Origin of the sequence: Kitasatospora sp. NPDC088264, assembly GCF_040685715.1 — a bacterium.
Lineage (GTDB): Bacteria > Actinomycetota > Actinomycetes > Streptomycetales > Streptomycetaceae > Kitasatospora.
The window spans coordinates 134,065-159,109 of the sequence record NZ_JBFBIR010000014.1 but is presented as its reverse complement, the minus strand read 5'-3'; the positions used below and the strand labels follow the sequence as shown (position 1 = coordinate 159,109).

Here is a 25,045-nt window from a genome sequence, read left to right as displayed (position 1 = left end):
CAACCGGGGCACCGACCGCCCCGACCACGGGCCCGGCCTCGCACACCCCCACGGGCGCACCCCACACACCGTCCGGCACCAGCCCCTCCACCAGCACCCGACCCGGCACCGGCAACGCACCCGCCCCCACCGACGCCACCCCCTGCGACATCAACAACCTCTCCATCCACGTCACCACACGCCCCGGAACACCCAGCCAGCGGGTCATCGAAGTCCACAACACCGGCACCAAGGCCTGCAGCCTCAGCTCCTCCCCCGGCGTCAACCTCGGCAACTCCACCGCCCGCGACCAGAGCAACAACATCCGGCCCGTACTCGCCAGCGGCACCCAGCGCTTCCCCGTCCCCGCCGGCCAGAACGCCTACGCCGTCATCGACCTCAACCCCGGCGGCGCCACCACCGGCACCACCCCCGACATCAACGAACTCAACGTCCTCGCCGACCAGGACGACACCAACATGCCCCTCGCCGCCACCCACAACTTCCCACTCACCAGCGACACCCGCGTCCTCAACCCCCACCTGGGCAACTACCGCGCCACCACCGCCGACGCCGTCACCTCCATGACAGCCGCCGGCAAGTAACCCCGACACCCTCGGCGAGGCCGCGAGGTCAGAAGGCCAGGGCGGGGCGGTGGTGGTCGAGCCACAGCGCGAGGTCGACGACCCGCTCCAGGCGGAGCCGGTGGCCCCACGGCAACTGCTCGGCAGGCGTGTCGATGGCCGCCCCGACGACCGTCTCGTCGGCGATGTCCCGTACGTGCGGTGCGTCCAGCGCCTCGCGGGCCAGCCGCTGTAGACCTGCGTTGTAGTCGGGGTGGTGGGTGGCCGGGTAGTGGTTCTTCGGCCGCCACAGCACCGAGTCGGGGGCGATGCCCCGGCCGAGGTCGCGCAGCAGGCTCTTCTCCCGGCCGTCGTGGTTCTTCATCGCCCAGGGGGTGTTGAAGGCGTACTCGACGAGGCGGTGGTCGCAGTAGGGCACGCGCACCTCCAGGCCCTGGGCCATGGAGAGGCGGTCCTTGCGGTGCAGGAGTTGGCGCAGCCAGCGGGTGAGCGAGAGGTGCTGCATCTCGCGCAGGCGGTGTTCGGCGGCGCTCTCGGAGTCGAGGCGGGGGACGGCGGCCACGGCGGTGCGGTAGGTGTCGGCGCGGAACTCGGGGATGCGCAGCCGGGCGGCGAGGTCGGGGTGGAGCGGCATGGCGGCCTGGTCCCCGGTCACCAGGAGCCAGGGGAAGGCGCGAGCGGCGAGCGCCTTCGGGTGGTGGAACCACGGGTAGCCTCCGAAGACCTCGTCGGCGGCCTCGCCGGAGAGGGCGACGGTGGAGTGCTTGCGGATCTCTCCGAACAGCAGGTAGAGCGAGGTATCCATGTCGCCGACGCCGATCGGCGAGTCCCGGGCGACGACCACGGCGCGCCGGTTGTCCGGGTCGAGCAGGGCACGGGGGTCGAGGACGACGGTGGAGTGCCGGGTGCCGATGAACGCGCCGGCCTCGGCGGCGAAGGGGGTGTCGTGGCCGGTACGCAGCACGTCGCCGGTGAACTGTTCGGCCTGGTCGCTGTAGTCGACGGCGTAGGAGCGCAGCGTGGCCTGCGGCCCTTCGCGGAGCCGGAGTTCGTCGGCGATCAGGGCGGTGACGACGGTGGAGTCGAGGCCGCCCGAGAGCAGGCTGCACAGCGGGACGTCGGCCTCCAGCTGGGTACGGGCGGCGCGGTCGACCAGGCCACCGATCAGCTCGGTGGTGGTCTGCGGGTCGTCGGTGTGCGGGCGGGCGGTCAGCTCCCAGTAGCGCCGTTCGCGGATGCCGTCGCGGTCGAGGACGAGCATGCTGCCGGGGTGCACCTCGCGGACGCCGGCCCAGACGGTGGGGCCGGTGTTGAACAGGAGGCTGTAGGCCTCGCGCAGGCCGTCGGCGTCCACGGTGGGGGTCACCTCGGGGTGGGCGAACAGGGCCTTGGGTTCGGAGCCGAAGGCGAGGCCGCCGTCGGTTTCGGCCCAGAACAGCGGCTTGACCCCGAGCCGGTCGCGGACCAGCAGCAGGCGCTGCTCGCGGTCGTCCCAGACGGCGAAGGCGTACATGCCCTCCAGGTGGTCGACCAGGGCGTCTCCCCACTCCTGGTAGGCGCGCAGGACCACCTCGGTGTCGCTCCGTGTCTCGAACCGGTGGCCCCTGGCGGCGAGTTCGGATCTCAGCCGGTGGTGGTTGTAGACCTCGCCGCTGTAGGTGAGCACCACCTGCGGGTGTTCGGGGCGGTCGGTCATGGGCTGGGTGCCGCCCTCGATGTCGATGACGGCGAGGCGGCGGTGGCCGAGCGCGGCGTGGCGGCCGAGCCAGACCCCGCCGGCGTCGGGTCCGCGCAGGGCCATGGTGTCGGTCATCGCCTGGATGACGGAGGCGGCCCCGTGGCCGATGTCCTGGTGGAAGGACTGGTGGAAGGACACCCAGCCGGTGATCCCGCACATGCTCGCGCTCCTGGGGTGAAGGGGTGTGCTCTGCCGGACGCTGTCGGCGACGGCGCCCGGCCCAGAAGTCGGGCCGGACGTCCGGGAAGTTCCGGGCAACCGCAGGATTCCCGGGGCGGGTCGGGCGGTGCCCGCGCGAAGCCCACCGGGGGTGCACCGCCGGGCGTCGGGCTCGGACGGAGGGGCGTCGGGCTCGGACGGCCGGACCGGTACGTCGGCCGGCGGCGTTCAGTTCCGGGGATCGGGCAGCGCGGGGTACGGGATGAAGGTGCTGGTGTGCTCGTCGAGCGCCAGCGGCCGGCCGATGGCGGGCGCGGCGCGCTGCGGGCACGCCGGGCGTTCGCACACCTTGCAGCCGAGCCCGATCGGGGTGGCAGCCGCCACGTCGCCGAGGTCCAGTCCCGCCGAGTACACGAGCCGTGCGGCGTGGCGGAGTTCGCAGCCGAGGCCGATGGCGAAGGTCTTGCCGGGGCGGCCCCAGCCGCCGGGTGAGCGGGTGACGGCGCGGGCGGTCCAGAGGTAGCGCCGGCCGTCGGGCATGGCGGCGACCTGGACGTGGACCCGGCCGGGGGCGGCGAAGGATTCGTAGACGTTCCACAGCGGGCAGGTGCCGCCGGTGCGGGAGAAGTGGAGGAGCCGGTTCCCCGGCGGGGTTCGCAGGTTTCGCAGGTTCGCAGGAATCCGCCGTACGGATTCCACCGATTGGCATGCTGGATCATCGGCCGTCCGACGAGCAGGCTCGGTCATGCAAGACCGAGAGCCATCGAGCGCCCCCGAGGAGTCCCGTGATCGAGCACCACGTCCGCGTCCACCCCAGTGCCGACCGGCTGCCGCGTGAGGAGCAGCTCGCCTGGAAGCTGGCCGCCGTCGCGACCGGCACCGAGGAGCTGGACCCGGCCAGCGTGAACATGGCCGTCAACCGGGTGATCGACAACGCGGCGGTGGCCGTCGCGTCGCTGCTGCGCCGGCCCGTGACGGTGGCCCGCGCCCAGGCGCTCGCCCACCGCGGCGCGCCGGGCGCCCGGGTGTTCGGCAGCCTGGCCCGGGTCTCACCGGAGTGGGCGGCCTGGGCCAACGGGACGGCGGTGCGCGAGCTGGACTTCCACGACACCTACCTCGCCGCCGACTACTCCCACCCCGGCGACAACATCCCGCCGCTGCTGGCCGTCGCCCAGCACACCGGCCGCAGCGGGGCCGACCTGCTGCGCGGCATCGTCGCCGCCTACGAGGTCCACGTCGCACTGGTGCGGGGCATCTGCCTGCACGCCCACCGGATCGACCACGTCGCGCACCTGAGCGCGGCCACCGCCTGCGGGCTCGGGGCGCTGCTGCGGCTGCCGACCGAGACGGTGTACCAGGCGGTGCAGCAGGCCGTGCACACCACCACGGCCACCCGGCAGTCCCGCAAGGGCGAGATCTCCAGCTGGAAGGCCTTCGCCCCCGCCTTCGCCGGCAAGGCCGCGATCGAGGCGGTGGACCGGGCGATGCGCGGCGAGACCTCCCCGTCCCCCGTCTACGAGGGTGAGGACGGCTTCCTCGCCTGGCTGCTCGACGGCCCGCAGTCCGACTACACCGTGCCGCTGCCCGCGCCCGGCGAGCCGAGGCGGGCGATCCTGGACACCTACACCAAGGAGCACTCCGCCGAGTACCAGGCCCAGGCGATCATCGACCTGGCCCGGCGGCTGCGCGAGAGGACCGGGCCGCTGGACGGCGTCCGCTCGGTCGTCCTGCACACCAGCCACCACACCCACCACGTCATCGGCTCCGGCTCGGGCGACCCGCAGAAGTACGACCCGCGCGCCAGCCGGGAGACCCTCGACCACTCGATCCCGTACATCCTCGCCGTCGCCCTGGAGGACGGCGCCTGGCACCACGAGCGCTCCTACGCCCCCGAACGGGCCCAACGCCCGGAGACCGTGGCGCTCTGGCAGAAGATCACCACGGTCGAGGACCCGGAGTGGACCGCCCGCTACCACGACCCCGACCCGGCCCGGCGGGCCTTCGGCGGGCGTGTGGTGATCACCCGGGACGACGGCACGGTGATCCAGGACGAGCTGGCCGTCGCCGACGCCCACCCGGCCGGCGCGCGCCCCTTCGACCGCCCCGCGTACGAGCGGAAGTTCCGCACCCTGGCCGAGGGCATCGTCTCCCCCGCCGACCAGGACCGCTTCCTGGCAGCCGCCGCCGACCTCGCCGAGCTGAAGGCCCCGGACCTGGACGAGCTGTTCCCGGCCGTCGACACCGAGACCGTGCGCGCGTTCGACGCGCTCCTCCCGAAGGGCCTGTTCTGATGCTGCACACCCGCACCACCCCCGCCCAGCGCCGCCGCGCCCTGCGCGAACGCCTCGCCACCGGGCGGCTGTTGACGATGCCCGGCGCGCTCAACCCGCTCTCCGCCCGGCTCATCCAGGACCTCGGCTTCGAGGCCGCCTACCTCTCCGGCGCCGTCCTCGCCGCCGACCTCGGCCTGCCCGACATCGGCCTCACCACCGCCACCGAGGTCGCCGCCCGCGCCCAGCAGACCACCCGGGTCACCGACCTCCCGGTGCTGATCGACGCCGACACCGGCTTCGGCGAACCCATGAACGCCGCCCGCACCGTCCAGCTGATGGAGGACGCCGGCCTCGCCGGCCTGCACCTGGAGGACCAGGTCAACCCCAAGCGCTGCGGCCACCTCGACGGCAAGGCGGTCGTCCCCCGCGAGGACATGACCCGCCGCCTGCGGGCCGCCGTCGACGCCCGCCGCGACCCCGACTTCCTGCTGATGGCCCGCACCGACGCCCGCTCCGTCGAGGGACTGCGCGCGGCGATCGACCGGGCCAAGGCCTACGTCGACGCCGGAGCCGACGCGATCTTCCCCGAAGCCCTCGCCGACGAGGCCGAGTTCGAGGCCTTCCGCAAGGCCGTCGACGTCCCGCTGCTCGCCAACATGACCGAGTTCGGCAAGTCCCCGCTGCTCGACGCCCGCACCCTCCAGGACCTCGGGTACGAGATCGCGCTCTACCCCGTCACCCTGCTGCGCCTGGCCATGGGCGCGGTCGAGGACGGCCTGCGCACCCTCGCCGCCGAGGGCACCCAGGAGTCGCTGCTGCCGCGCATGCAGACCCGCTCCCGGCTGTACGAACTCCTCGGCTACGAGCAGTACGCGGCCTTCGACACCGCCGTCTTCGACTTCACCCTCCCGCCCGGCGCCTGACCCCGCATCGGAGACCAGCCATGCCCACCACCGCGCCCGGGATCCACCGCGGACTCGCCGGAGTCGTCGTCGACACCACCGGGATCTCCACCGTCATCCAGGAGACCAACTCCCTCACCTACCGCGGCTACCCCGTCCAGGACCTCGCCGCCCAGCGCTCCTTCGAGGAGGTCGCCTACCTGCTGTGGCACGGCGAGCTGCCCGACCCCGGACAGCTGCGGGAGTTCCGGGCCCTCGAGGCCGCCCTGCGCCCGCTCGACCGCACCACCACCGAACTGCTCGCCAAGCTGCCCGAGACCTGCCACCCGATGGACGTGCTGCGCACCGCCGTCAGCTTCTTCGGCGCCGAGGACCCCACCGAGGACGACGGCCGCCCCGCGCCCCACCTCGCCAAGTCCCTCACCCTGCTGGCGAAACTGCCCACCGTCGTCGCCGCCGACCAGCGCCGCCGCCGGGGCCTGGCGCCCATCCCGCCGGACCCCGGGCTCGGCTACGCGGAGAACTTCTTCCACATGTGCTTCGGCGCGGTGCCCGCCCCGGAGGTGGTCCGCTGCTTCGAGATCTCCCTCGTGCTGTACGCCGAGCACAGCTTCAACGCCTCCACCTTCACCGCCCGCGTCGTCACCTCCACCCTCTCCGACCTCTACAGCGCCGTCACCGCCGCGATCGGCGCACTCAAGGGCCCCCTGCACGGCGGCGCCAACGAGGCCGTGATGCACATGCTGGAGGAGATCGACGCCCCCGCCCGGGCCGCGCAGTGGCTCGACGAGGCGCTCGCCGCCAAGCGGAAGATCATGGGCTTCGGCCACCGCGTCTACCAGCACGGCGACTCCCGCGTCCCGATCATGCAGGCCGCCCTGGACGCCCTGGTGGCCCGCAGCGCCGACCCCCGGACGGCCCGGCTGGCCGCCCTGCACGCCGCACTGCGCGAGGCGATGCTGGAACGCAAGGGCATCCACCCCAACCTCGACTACCCCGCCGGCCTCGCCTACCACCTGATGGGCTTCGACACCCCCGTCTTCACACCCGTCTTCGTGATGAGCCGCATCACCGGCTGGACCGCCCACATCACCGAACAGCTCGCCCACAACTCCCTGATCCGCCCGCTCGCCTGCTACGACGGCCCCGGCCAGCGCCCGGTGCCGGGGCTGTCACCGAGCACGGCGTAGGGAACGCGGCTGCGGCGGTCCGGCTCGACCGCCAGGCGCCCGCCCGCCGGCGGGCGGGCGCGCTGGACGCAGTCGCGGCGCTCGCAGATCCGGCAGCCCAGCCCGATCGGGGTCGCCGCTCCCGGAGCGTCGAGCGCGACGCCCTCGGCGTAGACGAGGCGGTGGGCGTGGCGCAGCTCGCAGCCGAGCGCGACGGCGAACTCGCTGCGCGGTGCGCGGTGCCCGAAGCCGCCGTGGGAGACGGTGCGGGCGATCCAGAAGTAGCGCTTCCCGTCCGGCATCTCGGCGACCTGGGTGAGGATCCGGCCGGGCGCGGAGAAGGCCTCGTAGACCGTCCAGAGCGGGCAGGTGCCGCCGAGGCGGGAGAAGTGGAAGTCGGTCGCGGACTGGCGCTTGGAGATGTTGCCCGCCCGGTCGGCGCGCAGGAAGGAGAACGGGACGCCGCGTCGGCCCGGACGCTGGAGGGTGCTCAGCCGGTGGCAGACCGTCTCGAACCCGACCCCGAAGCGGGCCTGGAGCAGCTCGATGTCGTACCGAAGCTCCTCGGCGGCCGTGTGGAAGGCGGTGTACGGCATCAGCAGGGCGCCGGCGAAGTAGTTGGCCAGGCCGATCCTGGCCAGGTCGGCGGCCTGGGGTGAGGTGAGGCCGGGCCCGGCCGCCGCCACGAGCGTGTCGAGCAGCGGCCGGTGCTCCAGCAGGGCCAGTTGGGTGGCGAGTTGGAAGGCACGCCGGCCGCCGGCCAGCCACGGTGAGAGCCGCAGCGTGCCGGCCGCCGGATCGTAGCGCCGCAGGTCGCCGGGCCGCCGGTGGTCGGCGTCCAGCACCCGCACCCCGTGCCGCTCGCCGAGGCGGGCGGCCAGCGCGGCGGCGGTGCGGCCCGCGGTCGTCGTCGCCAGGCACCGCGCGGTCCGCTCCGCCGCCTCGTCCAGGGCGGCGATGTGGTTGTGATGGGTGTAGAAGAAGTCCCTGACCTCGTCATGGGGTTCGGCCGGGCGGATGCCCGCCCCGGTGCCGGGCTCACCGAGGTCGACGACCCGCGCGAGCGCCTCGCGGTAGCCGCGGTGCAGCGCGACCAGGGCCCGTGCCACCTCCGGGTGGTTCCGGCTCACCTCCGCGATCTCCTCCGTCGGCACGGCTCCGCCACAGGCCTCGTCCGCGAGCACGGTGCGCAGGTCGGTGCCGAGGCGTTCCTCCTCGGCCTCGGAGAAGAACTCCGGGTCGACCCCGAGCACCTCGGCGATCCGCAGCAGCACGGCGGCGGTCAGCGGGCGCTGGCTGTGCTCGATCTGGTTGAGGTAGCTGGTCGAGATGCCGAGCTCGCGCGCCAGCTCGACCTGGTTCATGCCGTGCTCGCGGCGCAGTCGGCGCAGCTTGGCGTGGGCGTAGATCTTCCGCCCGGTCGGACGTGGCATGGCGCGTACTTCCTCTCTCAGACCCGGTTGGTTCGGATCGCGGCCTCGACCCGGACGGCGTCGGCGGTGTCACGGACCTCGTGCACCCGCACCGCCCAGGCGCCCTGCGCGGCGGCCAGGACGCTGGCCGCCGCGGTGGCCGCGTCGCGTTCACGGGCCGGACGGGCCTCGCCCGTCCGCGGGTCGGCCAGCAGCTCGCCCAGGAAGCGCTTGCGCGAGGCCGCCACCAGGAGCGGGCGCCCCAGTACGCGCCAGGCGTCCAGTGACGCCAGCAGCGCCCAGTCGTCCTGCCGGCGTTTGGCGAAGCCGAGGCCCGGGTCCACGATGACCTGGGCGGGGTCGACCCCGGCCGACACCACCGCGTCCATCTGCCGTGCGACCTCGCGGATCACCTCGGCCGCGACGTCCTCGTACGCGGCCAGCTCGTCCATGTGGGCGGACTGCCCGCGCCAGTGCATGACGACGAAGGGCACTCCGGCCCTGGCCGCGGCGCGGGCCATGCCCGCGTCGGCCCGGCCCCCGCTGACGTCGTTGATGATCCGGGCGCCGGCCTCCACCGCCGCTTCGGCGACCCGGGCCCGCATCGTGTCGATGCTGACCAGGACGCCCTTGTCGGTGAGCGAGCGCACCACCGGCAGGACCCGGCGCAGTTCCTCCTCCTCGGACACCCTGGTCGCTCCCGGCCGGGTCGACTCCCCGCCGACGTCCACGATGTCCGCGCCCTGCTCGGCCAGCAGCAGTCCACGGTCCACCGCGCGCCCCGGGTCCAGCCAGCGGCCGCCGTCCGAGAACGAGTCGGGGGTCACGTTCACGACTCCCATCACCGCGCACCGATCCCATCCGGGCAGTCCCGACAATACCTGCGAAGGTCTTTTCATGCGCCCATTGTGCCGCCCGCCCCACCCGTCTCCCAACTCGTACCACCGAGAGAATTCGTATCACAGAGTGGACACCTGAGGACTACCGCGAGCCCGGCTGGTTAACCTCCTGCCATGACACTCGGAATTCCCTCCACGCGCACGGATCGGGCGACCTCCGTCCGCGAACTCCTCGCGGCCGGCAGGCTTTCCTATTCCTTCGAATTCATGCCGCCCCGGAGCGCCGAAGCGGAGGTCGGCCTGTGGAATGCGATCCGGCGCCTGGAAGCGCTGTCCCCCACCTTCGTCTCCGTGACCTACGGCGCCGGCGGGTCGACACGGGAGCGGACGGTGAACGTCACCGGCCGCATCGCGCAGGAGACCACCCTCACGCCGACCGCCCACCTGACCGCAGTCGGCCACAGCGTCGCCGAACTGCGGAACATCCTCGGCCACTACGCTGACCAGGGAGTTCGCAACATCCTGGCGCTGCGCGGCGACCCGCCGGGCGATCCGCTGGGCACCTGGCACCGCCACCCCGACGGAGTGGAGTACGCCGCCGACCTGGTGCGGCTGATCAAGGAGTCCGGCGACTTCTGCGTCGGCGTGGCCGCGTTCCCGGACCTGCACCCGAGGTCCCCCGACTGGGATTCCGAGATCAGGCACTTCATCGAGAAGTGCCGGGCGGGAGCCGACTACGCCATCACCCAGATGTTCTTCGACGTGGACAGCTACCTCCGTTTCCGGGATCGACTGGAATCGGCCGGCTGCACCGTTCCGGTCATTCCGGAGATCATGCCGGTGACCAGTATCCGGTCGCTTCGGAGGATTCCGACGCTGACCACTGCCGCCATTCCCGATGATCTCTCCGAAAGCATGCTGAAGCACCAGGACAACCCGAAGGCCGTCCGGTCGATCGGTATCGATCAGGCCACCGGAATGTGCCGGCGCCTGCTCTCCGAGGGAGTTCCCGGGCTGCATTTCATGACCATGAACTTCTCCACGGTGACGACGGAGATCTACCAGAACCTCGGGCTTCCCGGGTCCGGGTGAAACGGGCCGGGCCGCCGTTGCGGCCCGGCCCGGGGACGGTCCCGGGCCGACCCGGCCGGGCGCCGCACGGCGTGCGGGGCCCGGCCGGGTCGCGTCACCGGGGGGTCAGCCGGCGAGCTCCGCGCGCAGGTGGCGGGCGGCGCCGACGAGGCTGTCGAGCGAGGCGCGGGTCTCCGTCCAGCCGCGGGTCTTCAGGCCGCAGTCGGGGTTGACCCAGAGCCGCTCGGCGGGGATGGCCGCGAGGCCCGCGCGCAGCAGGGCGATGGCCTCGTCGGTGCTCGGGACGCGCGGGGAGTGGATGTCCCAGACGCCCGGGCCGACCTCGCGCGGGTAGCCGGCCCCGGCGAGTTCGCCGGCGACCTCCATGTGCGAGCGGGTGGCCTCCAGCGAGATGACGTCCGCGTCGAGTTCGTCGATCGCCGTCATGATCGCGCCGAACTCGGCGTAGCACATGTGGGTGTGGACCTGGGTGTCGGCCCGCACCCCGGAGGTGGCGAGGCGGAAGGACTCGGTCGCCCACGCCAGGTACGCCGGGCGGTCGGCGGCGCGCAGCGGCAGGGTCTCGCGCAGGGCCGGCTCGTCGACCTGGACGACGGCCGCGCCGGCGGCCTCCAGGTCGGTGACCTCGTCGCGCAGGGCGAGGGCGACCTGGCGGGCGGTGTCGCCGAGCGGCTGGTCGTCGCGGACGAAGGACCAGGCGAGCATCGTGACGGGGCCGGTGAGCATGCCCTTGACCGGGCGGTCGGTCAGGCCCTGCGCGTAGCCGAACCAGTCGACGGTCATCGGGTGCGGGCGGGAGATGTCCCCGGCCAGGACCGGCGGGCGCACGTACCGGGTGCCGTAGGACTGCACCCAGCCGTGCCGGGTGGCGAGGTAGCCGGTGAGCTGTTCGGCGAAGTACTGGACCATGTCGTTGCGCTCGGGCTCGCCGTGCACCAGGACGTCCAGTCCGGCCTTCTCCTGGAAGGCGATGACCTCCCGGACCTCCGCCTCGATGCGCTCGCGGTAGGCCGGGGCGTCGATCCGGCCCGCCGTGAGATCGGCCCGCGCGACCCGCAGTTCGGAGGTCTGCGGGAACGAGCCGATGGTGGTGGTCGGCAGCAGTGGCAGGCCGAGCCGGGCGCGCTGGGCCTCGGCCCGCTGCGGGTAGGCCTGGGCGCGGCGGGCGTCGTCGGCGGTGACGGCGGCGGTACGGGCGCGCACCGCCGGGTCGTGGGTGATCGGCGAGTTGGCGCGCGAGGCGAGGTCGGCGCGGTTGGCGGCCAGGTCGGCGGCGATCGCCCCCGTGCCCTCGCGCAGGCCCCGGGCCAGCAGCGCCACCTCCCTGGCCTTCTGCTTGGCGAAGGCGAGCCAGCGCAGGATCTGCGGGTCGACGTCGCGTTCGGCGGCGGCGTCCAACGGCACGTGCAGGAGGGAGCAGGACGGCGCGACGTCGACCCGCTCGGCGAGGCCCAGCAGGGTCGCCAGGGTGGCCAGCGACTTCTCCAGGTCGTTGATCCAGATGTTGCGCCCGTCGACCACCCCGGCGACCAGCCGCTTGCCGGGCAGCCCGCCGACGGCGGCCAGATCGTCCAGGTTCGCCGCGGCGGGCCCCGTGAAGTCCAGCGCCAGGCCCTCGACCGGGGCCTTGGCCAGCACCGGCAGGGCCTCACCCAGGCGGTCGAAGTAGCTCGCGACCAGCAGCTTCGGACGGTCCGCAAGGCCGCCCAGCTCACGGTAGGCGCGGGCGGCGGCGTTCAGCTCGGCCGGGGTGCGGTCCTGCACCAGCGCGGGCTCGTCCAGCTGCACCCACTCGGCGCCGGCCGCCTTCAGGTCCGCCAGCAGCTGCGCGTAGACGGGCAGCAGCCGGTCCAGCAGGGTGATCGGCTGGAAGTCCTCGGCGACACCGGGGGCGGGCTTGGCGAGCAGCAGGTAGGTGAGGGGGCCGACCAGCACGGGGCGTGCGGTGTGGCCGAGCGCCAGCGCCTCCCGAAACTCCCCGACGGCCTTGGCCGGGTTCGCGGTGAAGACGGTGTCCGGGCCGAGTTCGGGCACCAGGTAGTGGTAGTTGGTGTCGAACCACTTGGTCATCTCCAGCGGCGCGACCTCCTGGGTGCCGCGCGCCATGGCGAAGTAGCCGTCCAGCGCGTCCGCCTCGACGGCCGCCCGGTGGCGGGCCGGGATCGCGCCGACGGCGACCGTGGTGTCCAGTACGTGGTCGTAGAGCGAGAAGTCGCCGGTGGGCACTTCCGAGGCCCCGGCCTGGGCGAGCTGCGCCCAGTTCTCCCGGCGCAGGCCGACCGCCGTCTCCCGCAGGGCGTCGGCGGTGACCGTGCCCTTCCAGTAGCCCTCGATGGCCTTCTTCAGCTCCCGGCCCTGGCCCTGCCGGGGGTAGCCGTACACGGTGGCCCTGGTTGCCGCGGCTGCGGACTTCGTGGTCAAGGGACTCTCCTTCGCGAGTCTGGCTCCTCAAGTACCCGGGGACGGGACGAGAGCGCGAAGGGATGACGAACCGGGCGGCGGCTCACGTCGATGCGCGTGCCGGACCCGCCTGGTATGGTCGCCGACCCGCCCACGAGGTCACCGGGATATCCGCACGCGGAACGGTCCGCGGGCGGGCAACGGGCAGGTCTTCGGACTCGTGGGCGCACCGGGCCTGTTGGCGTCCGGTACCTACTGGCCATCGCTTCCCAGACCCGTCCCGGGTCCAGTGCGTATGACGGCGGTCGTTCCCACTCACCGCTGCGGGGCAGTCCCGGATTCCCACCGGGTTCCCTCTTGCGACGTCCTGCCTGGCGGGCAGGACGAACCAGCTGCGTCGCCAGCTTAGGGGCAAACCGCCGGGGCCGACGCGGAATTCACGGAAGCCGTCCGCATGGTGAGACTCCCTCGCCGCTCGCGGAGCCGATGGCGGAGCCGTTCGCGGTGTCGTTCGCGGTGACTCGTCGACCGTCCGGGGCCTCGAAGCGCACCATGGGCTCGAAGTTGGCGCGGCGGGCCGCGCGGCGGAAGACGGTGAGGACGGCCGGGCCGACGACGAGCACGGCGGTGAAGGTGGTGACGGCACGGCCGGTGTCCCAGCCGAGCGAGGTGGCGAGGTCGAAGAGCAGGTAGCGGTGCCACTGCTCGGTGAAGGGCAGCCCCGGCAGGTAGGCGATGGAACTGTTCGGGTCGGTGGAGAACGGCCAGAAGGAGAGGTTGAGGAGGAAGCCGAAGAGGTACCCGGAGAACGCCCCGTACGCGGCCAGCATCGGGACCTCCCAGCGCCGCCGCCGGGTTCTCGGCAGGAGCCCGGCGAGCATGCCGACGAACGCGCAGCCGAACATCTGGTACGGCATCCAGGGGCCGACGCCGCCGGTGAGCAGCGCGGAGGCGAACAGCGAGGTGCAGCCGAGGGTGAAGCCGAAGCCCGGGCCGAAGACCCGGCCGGCCAGGACGAGGACGAAGAAGACCGTCTCCACTCCGGCGGTGCCGGCGCCGAGCGGGCGCAGCCCGGCGTTGACGGCCGACAGGACGCCGAGCATGGCGAGGGCCTTGGCGTCGATGCCGCCGGCCGCGATCTCCGCGATGACGACGGCGAGCACCAGGACCAGCAGGGCGCCGAAGATCAGCGGCGGGGCGTAGGAGGAGCCGAACTTTCCGGGGGCGACGACGAACGGCCAGGTGAAGGCGACCAGGCCGATGAAGGCGGCCAGGGCCGCGACGACGCGGGCCCGGCCGGGGATCCGGACGGCACTCACCGGGCGGCCTGCGCGGGCGCGAGGGCGGCGGCGACCTGTCGGGTGGTCAGGTAGGGCAGCGGGGCGAGGATCTTGGCGGTCTGGGGGGCGAAGGTGGGCGAGGCGACGATGACCTCGGCGGTGGGGCCGTCGGCGACGATCTCGCCCTCGGCCATCACCACCACCCGGTCGGCGGCGGCGGCGACGAACTCGACGTCGTGGGTGGAGACGACGACCGTGCGGCCTTCGGCGGCGAGGGCGTCCACGATGCCGGTGAGCGCTTCCTTCCCGTGGTAGTCGAGCCCTCGGGTGGGTTCGTCCAGCAGCACCACCCGTGGCGCGGCGGCCAGTTGGATCGCCAGGACCAGGGCCAGCTTCTGGCCCTCGGAGAGGTCCCGGGGGTGGGTGCCGTCGGGGATCCCGGGGGCGAGCCGGTCGAGGATCTGCCTCGCGGTCGGGCCGGCTGTGGTCGGGCCGGCGACGGTCGGGCCGGCTGCGCGGTGGGCCTCCAGGTCGCTCTGGGCGAGTTCCTGGGCGACCGTCTCCAGGTACAGCAGGTCGGTCGGGGTCTGCGGGACGAGCCCGACGAGCTGTCGGGCCCTGGCCGCGGAGAGCCGCTTGGGGTCCATGGCCGGCCCGCTGTCGGCTCCGAGGACCTGCACGCTGCCACCCTGTCGCGGGCCTGAGCCCTGGAGGGCCCACAGGAGCGAGGACTTGCCCGAGCCGTTGCGCCCCATCAGCGCCGTGACCTCGCCGGCCCGCAGACCCAGCCCGATCTCCCGGACGGCGGTCACCTGCCCGTACCGGACGACCACCCCTCGGGCGTCCAGCACCCGTTCCCCCGCCACCGCTGCCCGGCGCGGCGGAGGAACGGGCACGTCGTTCAGCCGCTCCCGCAGCGGGGCGGCGGCGCGCCGGGCGTCCCGGACGGAGAGCGGCAGCGGCCGCCACCCGGCCAGCCGCCCGAGGTCGACGACCGGCGGCGCGATCGCGGTGCGCCGGAAGACCTCGGCGGGCGGCCCGTGCACGACCGTGCCGTCGCCGGGCAGGTAGGCGACGCGGTCGGCGTACTGGACGACCCGCTCCAGGCGGTGTTCGGCGAGCAGGACGGTGACGCCGAGGTCGTGGACCAGACGGGTGATGGCCGCGAGCACCTCCTCGGCGGCGGTCGGGTCGAGCGCCGAGGTCGGTTCGTCCAGGACCAGGACGCGCGGGTGCGCGGTGAGCACCGAGCCGATGGCGACACGCTGCTGCTGGCCGCCGGAGAGCTCGTGCAGGGCGCGGTGGCGCAGGTCGGCGAGGCCGAGCAGGTCGAGGGTCTCCTCGACGCGCTTGCGCATCACCGCCGGCGGGACGGCCAACTGCTCCATGACGTAGGCCAGTTCCTCCTCCACCGTGTCGGTGGTGAAGCCGGCCAGCGGGTCCTGCCCCACCACGCCGACCACGTCGGCCAGTTCGCGAGGGGGGTGGTGCGCGGTGTCCCGGCCGTCCACGGTCACCCGGCCGCGCAGGGTGCCGCCGGTGAAGTGCGGCACGAGGCCGTTGACGGCGCCGAGCAGGGTCGACTTGCCAACGCCGGTGCGGCCGACCACCAGGCAGAGCTCGCCCTCCGGGATGTGCAGGTCGACGTCGCGCAGGACGGGGGCGGTCTCGCCGTCGTACACCACGCCGACCTGGTCGAATCGGATCACGTGCTCACCTCGGGGGTCGTGCGGTCGGCGCCGGTGCGGCGGGTCCCGGCGGCGGGCTCCGGGGTACGCCCGGGCTCCGGGGTACGCCCGGGCGGAGGCGCGATGACCCCGGCGGCGCCGGCCAGCAGCAGGGCGAGCACCGGGACGAGCGGCAGGCTCGGCCAACTGAGCGGGTAGAGCGAGGGGTTGAGATCGGTGGCGGCGTAGCCGACGGTGGCGAACAGCAGGACGGCGGCGGTCACCCCGCAGCCCGCGACGCCCCACTCGGCGGCCCGCCAGCGGTCCGGCCGGTAGGTGGTGCGCCGTACGCGCCGGCCGCCGAGGACCAGCCCCGCCACGCAGAGCAGGGCGCCCGCGAGGAAGGCGGGAAGTCCCAGGGCAGCGGGGGCGGTTCCGTCCAGGAGCCCGTACACCCCGGCGCACAGGCCGCACATGCCGAGCAGCATCAGGGCGCCGGTGATGCGGCGGGAGCGGCGGGTCGCGGTGCCGGAGCGGCCGTAGCCGCGCGAGTCCATCGCGGCGGCCAGGTGCAGCGAACGCTCCAGCGCGTCCTCCAGCACCGGGACGACGATGCCGCGCAGCGCGCGGATGCCCTTCCGCTGCCCGGCGCGCAACCGCCGTGCCCGGGCGACGCGTTGGACGCTCTGCACCAGCTGCGGGGCGACGCTGAGCGACACCGTCACGGCGACGCCCAGCTCGTACAGGGCGCCGGGCAGGACGCGCAGGGCGCGCTTGGGGTTGGCGAGGGTGTTGGCGGCGCCGATGCAGCAGATCAGGCAGGCCAGGCGCAGCCCGTCGAAGGCGGCGGAGAGGGTCGCCTCCAGGGAGACCGGCCCGCCGATCTGGATGCCCGCGTACCAGGCGGGGGTGGGCAGGTGCGGGAGCGAGAAGAGCAGGTGGTCGTGCGGGGTGATGCCGGTGGCGAAGACGCACCGGAACACCACCCGGATCGCCACCACGGTCAGAGCCAGCCACAGGTAGTAGGTGAACCCGCGCGCCCACGGGGCCTCGGTCCGGCGGGCGGTGACCACGTAGCCGAGCACGGCGAGGACGAGCAGGAGCAGCAGCGGGTTGGTGGTGCGGCTGGCCGCCGTCGCCAGGGCGAGCGCCCAGGTCCACCAGGCCAGCGGGTGCAGGTTCCGGGGGCTGCGCCGGCTCCCGGCGTCCCGTCCGGGGGTGGGCTTCGGCTTCGGGGTGGGCTTCGGGGGGCCGGCGTCGGGTTTGTCGGGCATGGTCACCGGATCACTCGGCCCGGCGGCGGCGCCGTCGCGCGACGACCACGGTGGCCGCGCCCAGCGCCCCCACGAGGGCGGTCGCGATGACGGCGGGGGCCATCGACCCGGAGTCGTGCGGGGCGTCGGCCACCGGATTGGCGTCCACCACGCCGCCGGGCACGGCGGAGGTCGACGTCGGCGCGGCCGCGGCCTCGACCGTCTGCGGGGTCGGCTGATCGCTCGGGGTGTCCGTCGGCGGCGCGGTGGACGGCTCGACCGGCACCGGTGTGGCGGGCACGGGCGTCGGCTCGGGCGCTCCGGGCGGAGTGATGCCGTCCTCGGGGGTGGCGGCGGCGCCGGGCCCCGGGGTAGTGGCGGGCGCGGGCGGACGGGCTCCGCCCGCCGGGGGCTTGGCGGGGGCCGGGGCCCGGCCCGATCCGGTGCCACCGGCGGTGCCGGTGCTGCCGGTTCCGCTTGCGTTTCCGGTACCGCCGGTGCCGCCGGTTCCGCCGGTTCCGCCGGTTCCGTCGCTCGAACCGGTGCCGCTGCCGCTGCCGCCGGTCGTACCCGTGGCACCCGTCGACCCGCCGCCGGAGACGCTGGAATCGCCGGAGCCGCCCGTGGTGCCCTGACCGGGGTCGGCGGGCTGCCCGCCGGGGCTGGAGTTGTGGGCGCGAACGCTGTCCGGCGAGAAGCCCGGCCGCCCCTCGGTGCCCTCGACGTTGGTGCCACCGAAGATCCAGAGGTCGACGCTGCCGGGCTTCGGCTGGTAGCTCATCGCGCCGAGCTGGCTGTAGGACCACTCGTTCTGGCCCGGATCGGCGTGCCAGTACGACCAGTAGGCCGTGGCCGGGGGCGTCAGGACGCACTTCTCCTGGTCCGGGGCCGGGAACTGCTTACCGCCCTGGAAGCCGCTGTAGCCGATCCGGCAGATGAACGCCGGACCGTCGTGGCCGGTCCCGGTGGTCTTCCAGCCGCCCTGGTTGAGCAGGGTGAAGCCGGTGGTCGGGGTGGTCCCGCAGGAACGCAGCAGCGGGCCGCCCCACTTGCTGAAGTCCACGGCGAGCACCACGCCGGAGGCGGTGGTGCACTGGTCGATCGGCAGCGGCGCCGCGGACGCCGGGGCGGTGCCCACGGCGACGCCACCGAACGCGAGGGCGAAGGTCAGGGCCGCCGCCCCGGACAGCCGGCCGAGCCGACCGCCGAGTCCCCGGCTCACCGGTGACGCCCCGGGGCGGCCGCGGTGCGGCGCCGGGCGACGAGGACGGCCGCCGCGCCGAGCGCGGTCAGCACGCCCGCACCCGCCGTCAGCGTCAGGGCCTGGGTTCCGGTCCCGGCCAGGCTGCCGGAGCCGGTCTGCGCCGCCACGCCACCGGCGGGCGCGCCCCTGCCATCGGCCGGGGCGTCGATGCCGCCGGCCGACCAGGTGGCCGAACCGTCGCCGGTCGAGGGAGCGGCGGTGTCCGAGGGCCCAGCCGTGGCGGGCAAGCCCATCGGGCCCGGCGTGTTCGTGGGAATGTTCGTAGGTGTGCCGGTCGGTGTGCCCGTGGGCGTGCCGGTCGGGGTGCTGGTCGGCGAACCCGTCGGGGTCGCCGTCGGGGTCGCCGTCCCGGTGGAAGTCGGAGTGGGCGTCGGCGTCGACGTTCCCCCGAGCTCCCGGAACAGCGTGCCGAACGAGATCCCGGTGGCACCGCCGAGCACCTGCGTGGACGCGCGGACGTCCGATCCCGGCTGCCCGGCGGAGGCCACGTTGAACCCGCCGTCGCCGTTCTGCTGGCCCGACAGGAAGTCGCGCGCCTTGGCGATCTGGGCGCCGTACGTGGACTGGCGCAGTGTCATGCCCTGGATGGCGAGCGCGGCCGAGTTGGTCGAGTCGCCGGCCGCTCCCGGGAAGCCGCCGTCGGGCAGCTGCCGCGCGGCGAGCCAGCCGAGGCCCTGGTCGACGGCCCGCGCGGCTTCGTCGCCCGGCACGAGGGCGAGGGCCATGACGGCCATCGCCGTGCTGTCCACGTCGGAGTCACCGGTGGCGGGGATCAGGCTCGGCCACGAGCCGTCCTGGTGCTGGAGGCCCTTCAGGTAGGCGATCGCGGGAGCCGCGTTCGTCGAGTCCCCGGCCCGGAGCTGGGCCATGATGCCGAGCGCCTGGGAGAACACCGAGGTCGCGTAGGTGTAGTTGCCGGGCGCCGCGCAGCCGGTGTTCTGGTCGGCCTTGATACACACGAGGGCGGCCAGGGCGGCGATCAGGTCGTGGCCGCCGAAGGCGCGCGGGTTGCGGCCGACCACCTCGGCGAGCAGCGCCTCCTTTCCGATCGAGCCGCCGCCTGCGTACTCGGTGCCGATGCCGGTCCAGTCGTTGACGGTGCGCTCGCCGGCGTCCTTGCCCGGCTGGTCCAGGAAGTCGACGATCCTGCGCAGCGCGGCGTCGTCGGTGCCGGTGGCCGCGAGGGCGTAGGCGCCGTCGATGGTGAGGCCGAAGTCGGCGAAGGCCGGGAAGCCCTCGTAGTAGCGGCCGTTGATCAGGCGGGACGGGTCGGTGAGGTAGGCGCTGCCCTTGGCGGCGTCGGGGGCTCTCCCGGCAGGCGGCGTGGTCGCGGGCGAGGTCGGCGGCGTGCTGGCGGGTGTCGTCGGCGGGGTGGTGGCGTCCGGGTTGTGTCGGACGCTGGTGAGGTCGGTGCCGGTCAGGGCCAGGATCGCCTGCTCGGTGGCCGCCGGGTCCGGGTCGGTGGTCGACGCGTCGGGGCCGAAGCCGCCGTCCGTGCCCTGCCGGGCGGCGAGCCAGGCCGTGGCGGCGGCCCGGCGGGTGTCCTGTCCGGTGGCCTTGAACGCCTGGGCCGCGCTCGCGGTGCTGATGGTGTCGCCGGGGGCGCCGAGGTACGGGAGGAGGGATCCGTCGGCCTGCTGTCCGGCCGCGAGCTGGTCCGAAGCCTTCCTCGCGGCCGTCTCGTACCCGGGCGCCGTACGCAGGGCGAGGACCGCGAGGCCGGTGGTGAGCGGGTCGGACTCGCAGTGGTCGCCAGCGACGATCATCGATCCGGCCACCCCGCCGTCGGCGCACTGGAGCGCCGTGAAGCGGGCGAGCGCCGGGGCGGGTGGCGTGACGCCGGCGCGCTGGAGGGCGATGACGCCGAGGGACTGAACCCAGGGCGAGGCCGCGCCGAGGAAGTCCCCGGCGGCGGTGCACTTGCCGTTCTCCCCCGCCGCCGTGCAGACATGGCCGGTGAGCGCGGCGATCAGGTCCCGGCCGCCGAAGGCCCGGGGATCGCCACCGGTGCTCTCGGCGACGAGGGCCAGCAGTGCGGCGGCCCTCGCATCGGGCCGGCCGGCCGGTCCGTCGGGGTGGAGGAAGGCGTCGGTGTGAGCGGAGAGGAAGGCGACCGTCCTGCGCAGCGCCGGGTCCTGCGTGCCGGCGGCGGCGAGGGCGATGGCGGTGAGGGCGGTCCGGGGGTAGTCCGGCCCCTCGACGGCCCAGTTCTCCATGTGGTCGCCGCCGACGAGTTGGCGGGCCAGCCAGGCCGCGGCGGCCGCCGGGTCACCGGCGGCGGACGGCCCGGTCGGAGTCGGGGTCGAGGTCGGAGTCGGGGTCAGGGTCGCCGAGGGCGACGGCGAGGCGGACGGCGAAGCCGGCGAACCACCGCTCTTCGCCCGGACGGAGTCCGGCGTGAAGCCCGGTGCCCCGCTGGTGCCGCCGATGTCGGTGCCGCCGTACACCCAGGCCTCGACCTCGCCGGGCTTGGGCTTCTGCGTCCCGGCGCCGAACCGGCTGTAGGACCAGGCCTGTTGGCCGGGTTCGGCGATCCAGTACGACCAGTACGCGGTGGCCTGCGGGGTGTTGACGCAGGGTTCCTCGGCCGGCGTCGGGTACTGGGTGCCGCTGTTGAAGGTCCCGGTTCCGAGTCGGCAGATGAAGGCGGGTCCGTCGTGCTCGGTTCCGGCGGTGGTGAAGCCGGCGGCGTGCAGCAGGTTCATCCCGGTCGTGGGGTGGGCGTCGCAGCCCCGGACGACACCGCCGCCCCAGTGCGTGAAGTCGACGGCGACGATCGCGCCCGTCGTCGCCGTGCACCGCTCGATCGGGTCGGCGGCCGCGGTGCCGGGGCGCCCGAACAGGACGCTTCCGCAGGCGGCGACCGCGACAGCACCGGCGACCACCAAGGAGGCGAGGTCCCGGTTCCTGTGACGTGTGCGACTGCTGCTGACCCTCACGACGACTCCCTGGTCGGTCGACGTGGGACGCAACGGCGCAGCCGACGGTCCCCTGGGCAGGGACCGTCCGGACCGCGTCGTAGTCCGCGACGACGCAAGTGCTCTGTGAACAGGGCCCCCGGTCCAGGCATTCCGGCTCACCCACCACAGGTGGGTCCACGGTTGCGGGTCAGCGCCGGAGTTGGACCGGCTTCCCCTGAATGCCGAGGGCAAAAAATCGGTTCATCAGACCACGACGGCCGAACGGGAGTCAACGGTCCGTCACGTCGATCACATCACCTCGTCGGCCGGTGCGCCGTGCGGTAGCGTCCGCGGTGGCCGAGCGGGGGAACCCGGTGCGAATCCGGGGCTGACGCGCAGCGGTGTGGGGTGGCGATCGTGCTGCCCCGAGCCCGGATGCCCGCCCGGCCACGCACCATGGCGAAAGCCGGCCCACGCGATCCGGGCGGCGACCGCTCCGGCCGTCGCGCGCCCTCGAACGGACGCCGGAACTCCGGGGCAGGGTCGGCGCCCGCCACCCCAAGGAGCCTGTCCCGTGTCCCTCCTCGCCCCCTCGCGGACCACCCCTGCCCGCGCCGCCTCCGCCGTCACCGTCGCCCTGACGGCCGGCGCGCTCCTGCTCTCCGCCGTCCCCGCCCACGCGACGGCCAGCCCGACCCAGATAGCCACCTCGAAGAGCACCGGCGTCACCTACCTGAAGTCGCTCCAGGCCGCCGACGGCAGCTACGTCACCGGCGGCGGGCTCTCCAACGAGTGGGCGTTCAGCGCACTCGCGGCCGCCGGCACGGCCGCCGCGGACGTCACCCCCGGCGGCGACCCCACCAAGAACGCCCGCCTGGTCTACCGCGGCCAGCTCGCCGCCCCCGGCTGGCCGAGCGCCTCGCCGGTCGTCACGGACTACGAGCGCGGCATCCTCAACGCCTACGCCGCCGGCATCGACCCCGCCCGGGTCGGCCCGGGCCGCAACCTCGTCGCCGACCTCGCCGCCTACTGGCAGACCGCCGAACCCGGCTACTACGGCCCGTCCGCCAACTTCAACGGCACCGTCTTCGGCCTCCTCGCCCTCGCGGGCGCCAAAACCCAGGCCGGCAGCCCTCGCGTCCCGCAGCCGCTGCTCGACACCTCCGTCACCGCGGTGCGCGCCAACCAGCACAACGATGGCGGCTGGAACTTCAGCAAGGCCGCGGGCGACCCGAACGCCCTCGCCCAGGGCAGCGACATCGACATGACCGGCGCCGCCATGGCCTCGCTCTGCACCGGGGGCGTCGCCGCCACCGACCCGGCGATCGTCGCCGCCAAGAACTTCCTCAAGGGCAAGCTCACCGCCTCCGGCGCCTTCAACGCCATGTTCGGCGTCAACACCGACTCCAACGGCTGGGCCGTCTCCGGCCTCAACGCCTGCGGCATCAACCCCCAGGGCACCGACTTCACCAGCGGCACCGGCAAGAGCCCCGTCGACTTCCTGATCGCCCAGCAGTTCAAGCCCGGCGGCGGCTTCAAGTACCTGCCCACCGACACCACCCCCTCCCCCTACGCCTCCGTCGACGGCCTGCGCGCCGTCGCCGGCGCCGGCTTCACCGCCACCCCGCCGACCCCGACCACCACCGGCGAGCCCGCCTGGGCCGCCGCCACCGCCTTCGTCCCCGGCACCGCCGCCAAGCTCGCGCTGGTCATCGACGACGGCACCGGCGCGCTCAAGGTCTGCGCCGCCACCCTCACCCCGACCGGCACCACCGCGACCCTCGGCGACGTCCTCGACGCGGCCGCCGGCGCCGCCCCGAGCGGCTGCGTCACCTCGGTCGCCCCGTCCACCGGCGGCGACACCGTCACCGCGATCAACGGCACGGCCAACAGCGGCTCCTCCACCTGGCAGGTCAGCCTGGACGGCACCACCGCCACCGGCGCCACCCGGGCCACCACGGTCCACCTCGGCGACACCGTCTCGCTGCGCTACGGCAGCTGACCGCACTGCGCCGGAGGGGAGCCGACCACGGATCGCCTCCCCTCCGGTGGGACAGAACCACGATGGCCCGACGGATCCGCCGCCGGACCGACAGGACGGGGGGAACGGATGCCGACGGGTGTTTCCAGATGGGTGGCGGGCGGCCATGTGGCCTTGGTCGGCGGGCTGGCCGTCCTGGGCGGGCTGACGGAGAACGGGCGTTACTACCTCGCGTCGATCGTCCTCACCCTTCCCGTCGGCCTTGCTGCGCTGGCCGCCGTCTACCTCGCACGAGGGGTGCTGACCGGCATCGGCGGGCTGTTCACCGACACCACGCTGCCTAACGGCGAGGAACCCGGTTGGCTGGCCACGGGCGGCATCGTGGCCAACACGCTGCTGTTCACCGTGGCAGCCGTCGCCACCGTACTGCTGGTCGAGCGCTTCGTCCGCCACCGGAGGGCATCTCACGGCAGCTGAGCCACGGGTACGCGGTGCCCCGGCCCCCCTTCCGGAGGGGCCGGGGCACCGGGGTGTCTCCGGAGGTCAGGGCGCGGTGACGCCCGGCTGGGCGCCGGCGCCGAAGGACCAGCCCTCGACGTCGCCGGGCGCCGGGTTGTAGCTGCCCGCGCCGAGGTTGCTGTACGACCAGGGGCCGCCGTGCTGGGCGTGCCAGTACGACCAGTAGGCGCTGCCGGTGGGGTTGGTGCAGGTCGTCGGCAGGGCGTTGATGGTGCAGACGAAGCCCGGGTAGCGCGGGTGGAAGGTGTACGCGAACCCGGCGCCGGTCAGCGCGGCCAGGCCGCTGGCCGGGTCGCCGGGTGCGCAGCCGGTCTGGATGCCACCGCCGACGGCGGTGAAGTCGACCACGACGGTGACGCCGGTGGTGCCGTCGCAGGCGGCGGCCCGCGCCTGCGGGGCCTGGACGACGGAGGCGCCGAGCAGTCCGGCGGTGAGGGCAGCGGCGGCGGCGATCGACCCGAGGGTGCGGCGGGCCGGGCACGCGGGCGCCATGGTGTCGGTCATCGGAGCTCTCCTCGCGGGGTCAGCGGGTGGTCGCCGGGCAGGCCGGCACGGGCGCGTCCGGGCGGGCACCGGCGGCGGAGAGGGTGGCCAGCGGGGTGCCCGCGAGGCCGAGGACGGCCTGCGCCGTGGCCCGGGCTCCGGTGGCCGGGTTGAAGCCGGTCGCGTCGTAGGCGACCGCCCCGCGCACGCCCGGGTCCGTGGCGCAGCCCTGCTGGAGCTTGACCAGGCTGCTCCAGCCCTTGAGGCCGGCCCCGAAGCGTCCGCCGGCCAGCAGCGCTTGCGTGGCGAGGCCGGTGGTGTTGGCGTTGGACGCGGCGGCCCCGGCGGCCGAGAAGCCGCCGTCGGCGTTCTGGTGGGCGGTCAGCCAGCCGAGTCCGGCGTCGGCCTTGGCGGTGCGGCCGGTCGCGGCGAGGGCCTGGGCGGCGAGCGCGGTGGCGTCCGGGTCGCTGGCGCAGGTGGCCTGGCCGAAGGCGACCGGGTACCCGCCGTCCGCGCACTGGCTGTTGGCGAGGAAGTCGACGGCCGTCGCCGGGGCCCCACCGGCCGTGCGGTGCAGGGCGATCACGGCCAGGGACTGGCCGAAGGCGTTGCTGTAGTCGCCCCACTGCGAGCGGTCGGAGAACCGGCCCTCGGCGGTCTGGAGCGAGCGCAGGCGGGCCGGCAGGTCGACGCCGCCGAAGGCCGTCGGGTTCCCGCCGCGCACCTCGACGGCGAGCAGCAGCTTGGCGGTCGCGCCCGCGTAGGCCTCGGTGATGCCGTCGCCGAGGTAGCCGCTGATGACCTCGGGCTTGGCCAGCCAGGCGGTGGCCTTCGCAGCGGCCTGGTCGGAGCTGTGCGAGGCGGCGAAAGCCAGCACGGCGTCGATGGTCAGGCCCTGGTCGGGGTAGGCGGTCCCGTTGAAGACGGACTCGAAGTGGTCGCCGTCGACGAGTTGGCGGGCGAGCCAGCCGCCCGCGGCGGCGTCGGGGCGGACCGTCGGGGACGAAGTCGCGGCGGCAGGTGCCGCGTGGGCGGCAGCGGCCGCCGGGAGGACGGTGGCGAGGGCGAGCGCGGGTATCGCGAAGAGGCGCAGGGGGCGTCGGAACGAGGACACGGTGGGCCTTTCCGGGCCCGCGCGCAGGGGCCCGGAG

Annotated in this window: 18 protein-coding genes, 1 pseudogene and 3 riboswitches; of the genes and pseudogenes, 7 read left to right on the top strand and 12 right to left on the bottom strand. The window is 74.2% G+C overall.

Annotation, left to right across the window (positions count from 1 at the left end; translation table 11 throughout):
• Positions 1-584: DUF4232 domain-containing protein (locus AB0O82_RS14480; RefSeq protein ID WP_363583520.1), on the top strand; the 584-nt coding region annotated here is incomplete at its 5' end.
• A gap of 28 nt (positions 585-612) precedes the next feature.
• Here AB0O82_RS14480 and asnB read toward each other — a convergent pair.
• Both asnB and AB0O82_RS14470 read right to left on the bottom strand, forming a co-directional pair.
• Positions 613-2,460, bottom strand: coding sequence for an asparagine synthase (glutamine-hydrolyzing) (asnB, locus tag AB0O82_RS14475; RefSeq protein WP_363583518.1), 1,848 nt, complete (start codon positions 2,458-2,460; stop codon positions 613-615).
• Positions 2,461-2,688: 228 nt separating this feature from the next.
• Positions 2,689-3,090, bottom strand: a pseudogene (locus tag AB0O82_RS14470) (short-chain fatty acyl-CoA regulator family protein); the annotation flags it as partial.
• A 155-nt stretch (positions 3,091-3,245) separates the two neighbouring features.
• Between AB0O82_RS14470 and AB0O82_RS14465 the strand changes: the two are divergent.
• Genes AB0O82_RS14465 through AB0O82_RS14455 form a run of 3 tightly spaced genes read left to right on the top strand, consistent with a single transcriptional unit; the run spans position 3,246 to position 6,825 of the window.
• A complete protein-coding gene (locus tag AB0O82_RS14465) occupies positions 3,246-4,751 on the top strand; it encodes an MmgE/PrpD family protein (protein WP_363583516.1) in 1,506 nt (501 codons plus the stop codon).
• The gene (prpB, locus tag AB0O82_RS14460) at positions 4,751-5,656 is read left to right on the top strand and encodes a methylisocitrate lyase (protein WP_363583514.1); all 906 of its coding nucleotides are present in this window, start codon (positions 4,751-4,753) and stop codon (positions 5,654-5,656) included. The genes AB0O82_RS14465 and prpB overlap by 1 nt, the downstream gene beginning before the upstream one ends.
• Before the next feature lie 20 nt (positions 5,657-5,676).
• Positions 5,677-6,825: a bifunctional 2-methylcitrate synthase/citrate synthase gene (locus AB0O82_RS14455; protein WP_363583512.1), complete on the top strand. Its 1,149-nt coding sequence runs from the start codon at positions 5,677-5,679 to the stop codon at positions 6,823-6,825.
• Here AB0O82_RS14455 and AB0O82_RS14450 read toward each other — a convergent pair.
• Positions 6,771-8,237 carry a short-chain fatty acyl-CoA regulator family protein gene (locus AB0O82_RS14450; protein ID WP_363583510.1) on the bottom strand — a complete coding sequence of 489 codons (1,467 nt, stop codon included), beginning with the start codon at positions 8,235-8,237 and terminating at the stop codon, positions 6,771-6,773. The genes AB0O82_RS14455 and AB0O82_RS14450 overlap by 55 nt on opposite strands.
• Before the next feature lie 17 nt (positions 8,238-8,254).
• The gene (folP, locus tag AB0O82_RS14445; RefSeq protein ID WP_363583506.1) at positions 8,255-9,115 is read right to left on the bottom strand and encodes a dihydropteroate synthase; all 861 of its coding nucleotides are present in this window, start codon (positions 9,113-9,115) and stop codon (positions 8,255-8,257) included.
• A 114-nt stretch (positions 9,116-9,229) separates the two neighbouring features.
• Between folP and metF the strand changes: the two genes are divergently transcribed.
• Positions 9,230-10,147 carry a methylenetetrahydrofolate reductase [NAD(P)H] gene (gene metF, locus AB0O82_RS14440; RefSeq protein ID WP_363583504.1) on the top strand — a complete coding sequence of 306 codons (918 nt, stop codon included), beginning with the start codon at positions 9,230-9,232 and terminating at the stop codon, positions 10,145-10,147.
• A 105-nt stretch (positions 10,148-10,252) separates the two neighbouring features.
• Here the strand turns inward: metF and metE are convergent, their stop codons facing one another.
• From metE to AB0O82_RS14410, 6 genes are all read right to left on the bottom strand, one after another.
• The gene (gene metE, locus AB0O82_RS14435) at positions 10,253-12,568 is read right to left on the bottom strand and encodes a 5-methyltetrahydropteroyltriglutamate--homocysteine S-methyltransferase (protein WP_363583502.1); all 2,316 of its coding nucleotides are present in this window, start codon (positions 12,566-12,568) and stop codon (positions 10,253-10,255) included.
• A gap of 164 nt (positions 12,569-12,732) precedes the next feature.
• Positions 12,733-12,955: riboswitch (cobalamin riboswitch) on the bottom strand.
• A gap of 29 nt (positions 12,956-12,984) precedes the next feature.
• Positions 12,985-13,866 carry an ECF transporter S component gene (locus tag AB0O82_RS14430; protein WP_363583500.1) on the bottom strand — a complete coding sequence of 294 codons (882 nt, stop codon included), beginning with the start codon at positions 13,864-13,866 and terminating at the stop codon, positions 12,985-12,987.
• Positions 13,863-15,536: an ATP-binding cassette domain-containing protein gene (locus AB0O82_RS14425; RefSeq protein ID WP_363583498.1), complete on the bottom strand. Its 1,674-nt coding sequence runs from the start codon at positions 15,534-15,536 to the stop codon at positions 13,863-13,865. The genes AB0O82_RS14430 and AB0O82_RS14425 overlap by 4 nt, the downstream gene beginning before the upstream one ends.
• Positions 15,533-16,768, bottom strand: coding sequence for a CbiQ family ECF transporter T component (locus AB0O82_RS14420; RefSeq protein ID WP_363583496.1), 1,236 nt, complete (start codon positions 16,766-16,768; stop codon positions 15,533-15,535). Before AB0O82_RS14420 ends, AB0O82_RS14425 begins: the two co-directional genes overlap by 4 nt.
• Positions 16,769-16,778: 10 nt before the next feature.
• Positions 16,779-17,969: a hypothetical protein gene (locus tag AB0O82_RS14415; RefSeq protein ID WP_363583494.1), complete on the bottom strand. Its 1,191-nt coding sequence runs from the start codon at positions 17,967-17,969 to the stop codon at positions 16,779-16,781.
• Positions 17,966-20,950: a prenyltransferase/squalene oxidase repeat-containing protein gene (locus tag AB0O82_RS14410; protein ID WP_363583492.1), complete on the bottom strand. Its 2,985-nt coding sequence runs from the start codon at positions 20,948-20,950 to the stop codon at positions 17,966-17,968. Before AB0O82_RS14410 ends, AB0O82_RS14415 begins: the two co-directional genes overlap by 4 nt.
• Positions 20,951-21,054: 104 nt before the next feature.
• A riboswitch (cobalamin riboswitch) is annotated at positions 21,055-21,198 on the bottom strand.
• Positions 21,199-21,275: 77 nt separating this feature from the next.
• A riboswitch (cobalamin riboswitch) is annotated at positions 21,276-21,352 on the top strand.
• Positions 21,353-21,485: 133 nt separating this feature from the next.
• Here AB0O82_RS14410 and AB0O82_RS14405 point away from each other — a divergent pair.
• Positions 21,486-22,913, top strand: coding sequence for a hypothetical protein (locus AB0O82_RS14405; RefSeq protein ID WP_363583490.1), 1,428 nt, complete (start codon positions 21,486-21,488; stop codon positions 22,911-22,913).
• 132 nt (positions 22,914-23,045) lie between these two features.
• Entirely contained in the window at positions 23,046-23,369 is a 324-nt protein-coding gene (locus AB0O82_RS14400; protein WP_363583488.1) for a hypothetical protein, read from the top strand.
• 66 nt (positions 23,370-23,435) lie between these two features.
• On the opposite strand, the gene AB0O82_RS14395 is transcribed toward AB0O82_RS14400, so the two are convergent.
• On the bottom strand, positions 23,436-23,915 hold the full coding sequence (locus AB0O82_RS14395; protein ID WP_363583486.1) for a flagellar hook-length control protein FliK: 480 nt from the start codon (positions 23,913-23,915) through the stop codon (positions 23,436-23,438).
• Between the two features lie 19 nt (positions 23,916-23,934).
• Complete coding sequence (locus AB0O82_RS14390; protein ID WP_363583484.1) at positions 23,935-25,008, bottom strand: peptidase; 1,074 nt, start codon at positions 25,006-25,008, stop codon at positions 23,935-23,937.
• Positions 25,009-25,045 lie beyond the last annotated feature (37 nt).

What these genes read in the sequence shown, in the direction of transcription:
- asnB (WP_363583518.1), bottom strand. Translation starts at nt 2,460, where the DNA reads ATGTGCGGGATCACCGGCTGGGTGTCCTTCCACCAGTCCTTCCACCAG.
- prpB (WP_363583514.1), top strand. Translation starts at nt 4,751, where the DNA reads ATGCTGCACACCCGCACCACCCCCGCCCAGCGCCGCCGCGCCCTGCGC.
- AB0O82_RS14455 (WP_363583512.1), top strand. Translation starts at nt 5,677, where the DNA reads ATGCCCACCACCGCGCCCGGGATCCACCGCGGACTCGCCGGAGTCGTC.
- AB0O82_RS14450 (WP_363583510.1), bottom strand. Translation starts at nt 8,237, where the DNA reads ATGCCACGTCCGACCGGGCGGAAGATCTACGCCCACGCCAAGCTGCGC.
- folP (WP_363583506.1), bottom strand. Translation starts at nt 9,115, where the DNA reads ATGAAAAGACCTTCGCAGGTATTGTCGGGACTGCCCGGATGGGATCGG.
- metF (WP_363583504.1), top strand. Translation starts at nt 9,230, where the DNA reads ATGACACTCGGAATTCCCTCCACGCGCACGGATCGGGCGACCTCCGTC.
- AB0O82_RS14420 (WP_363583496.1), bottom strand. Translation starts at nt 16,768, where the DNA reads ATGCCCGACAAACCCGACGCCGGCCCCCCGAAGCCCACCCCGAAGCCG.
- AB0O82_RS14395 (WP_363583486.1), bottom strand. Translation starts at nt 23,915, where the DNA reads ATGACCGACACCATGGCGCCCGCGTGCCCGGCCCGCCGCACCCTCGGG.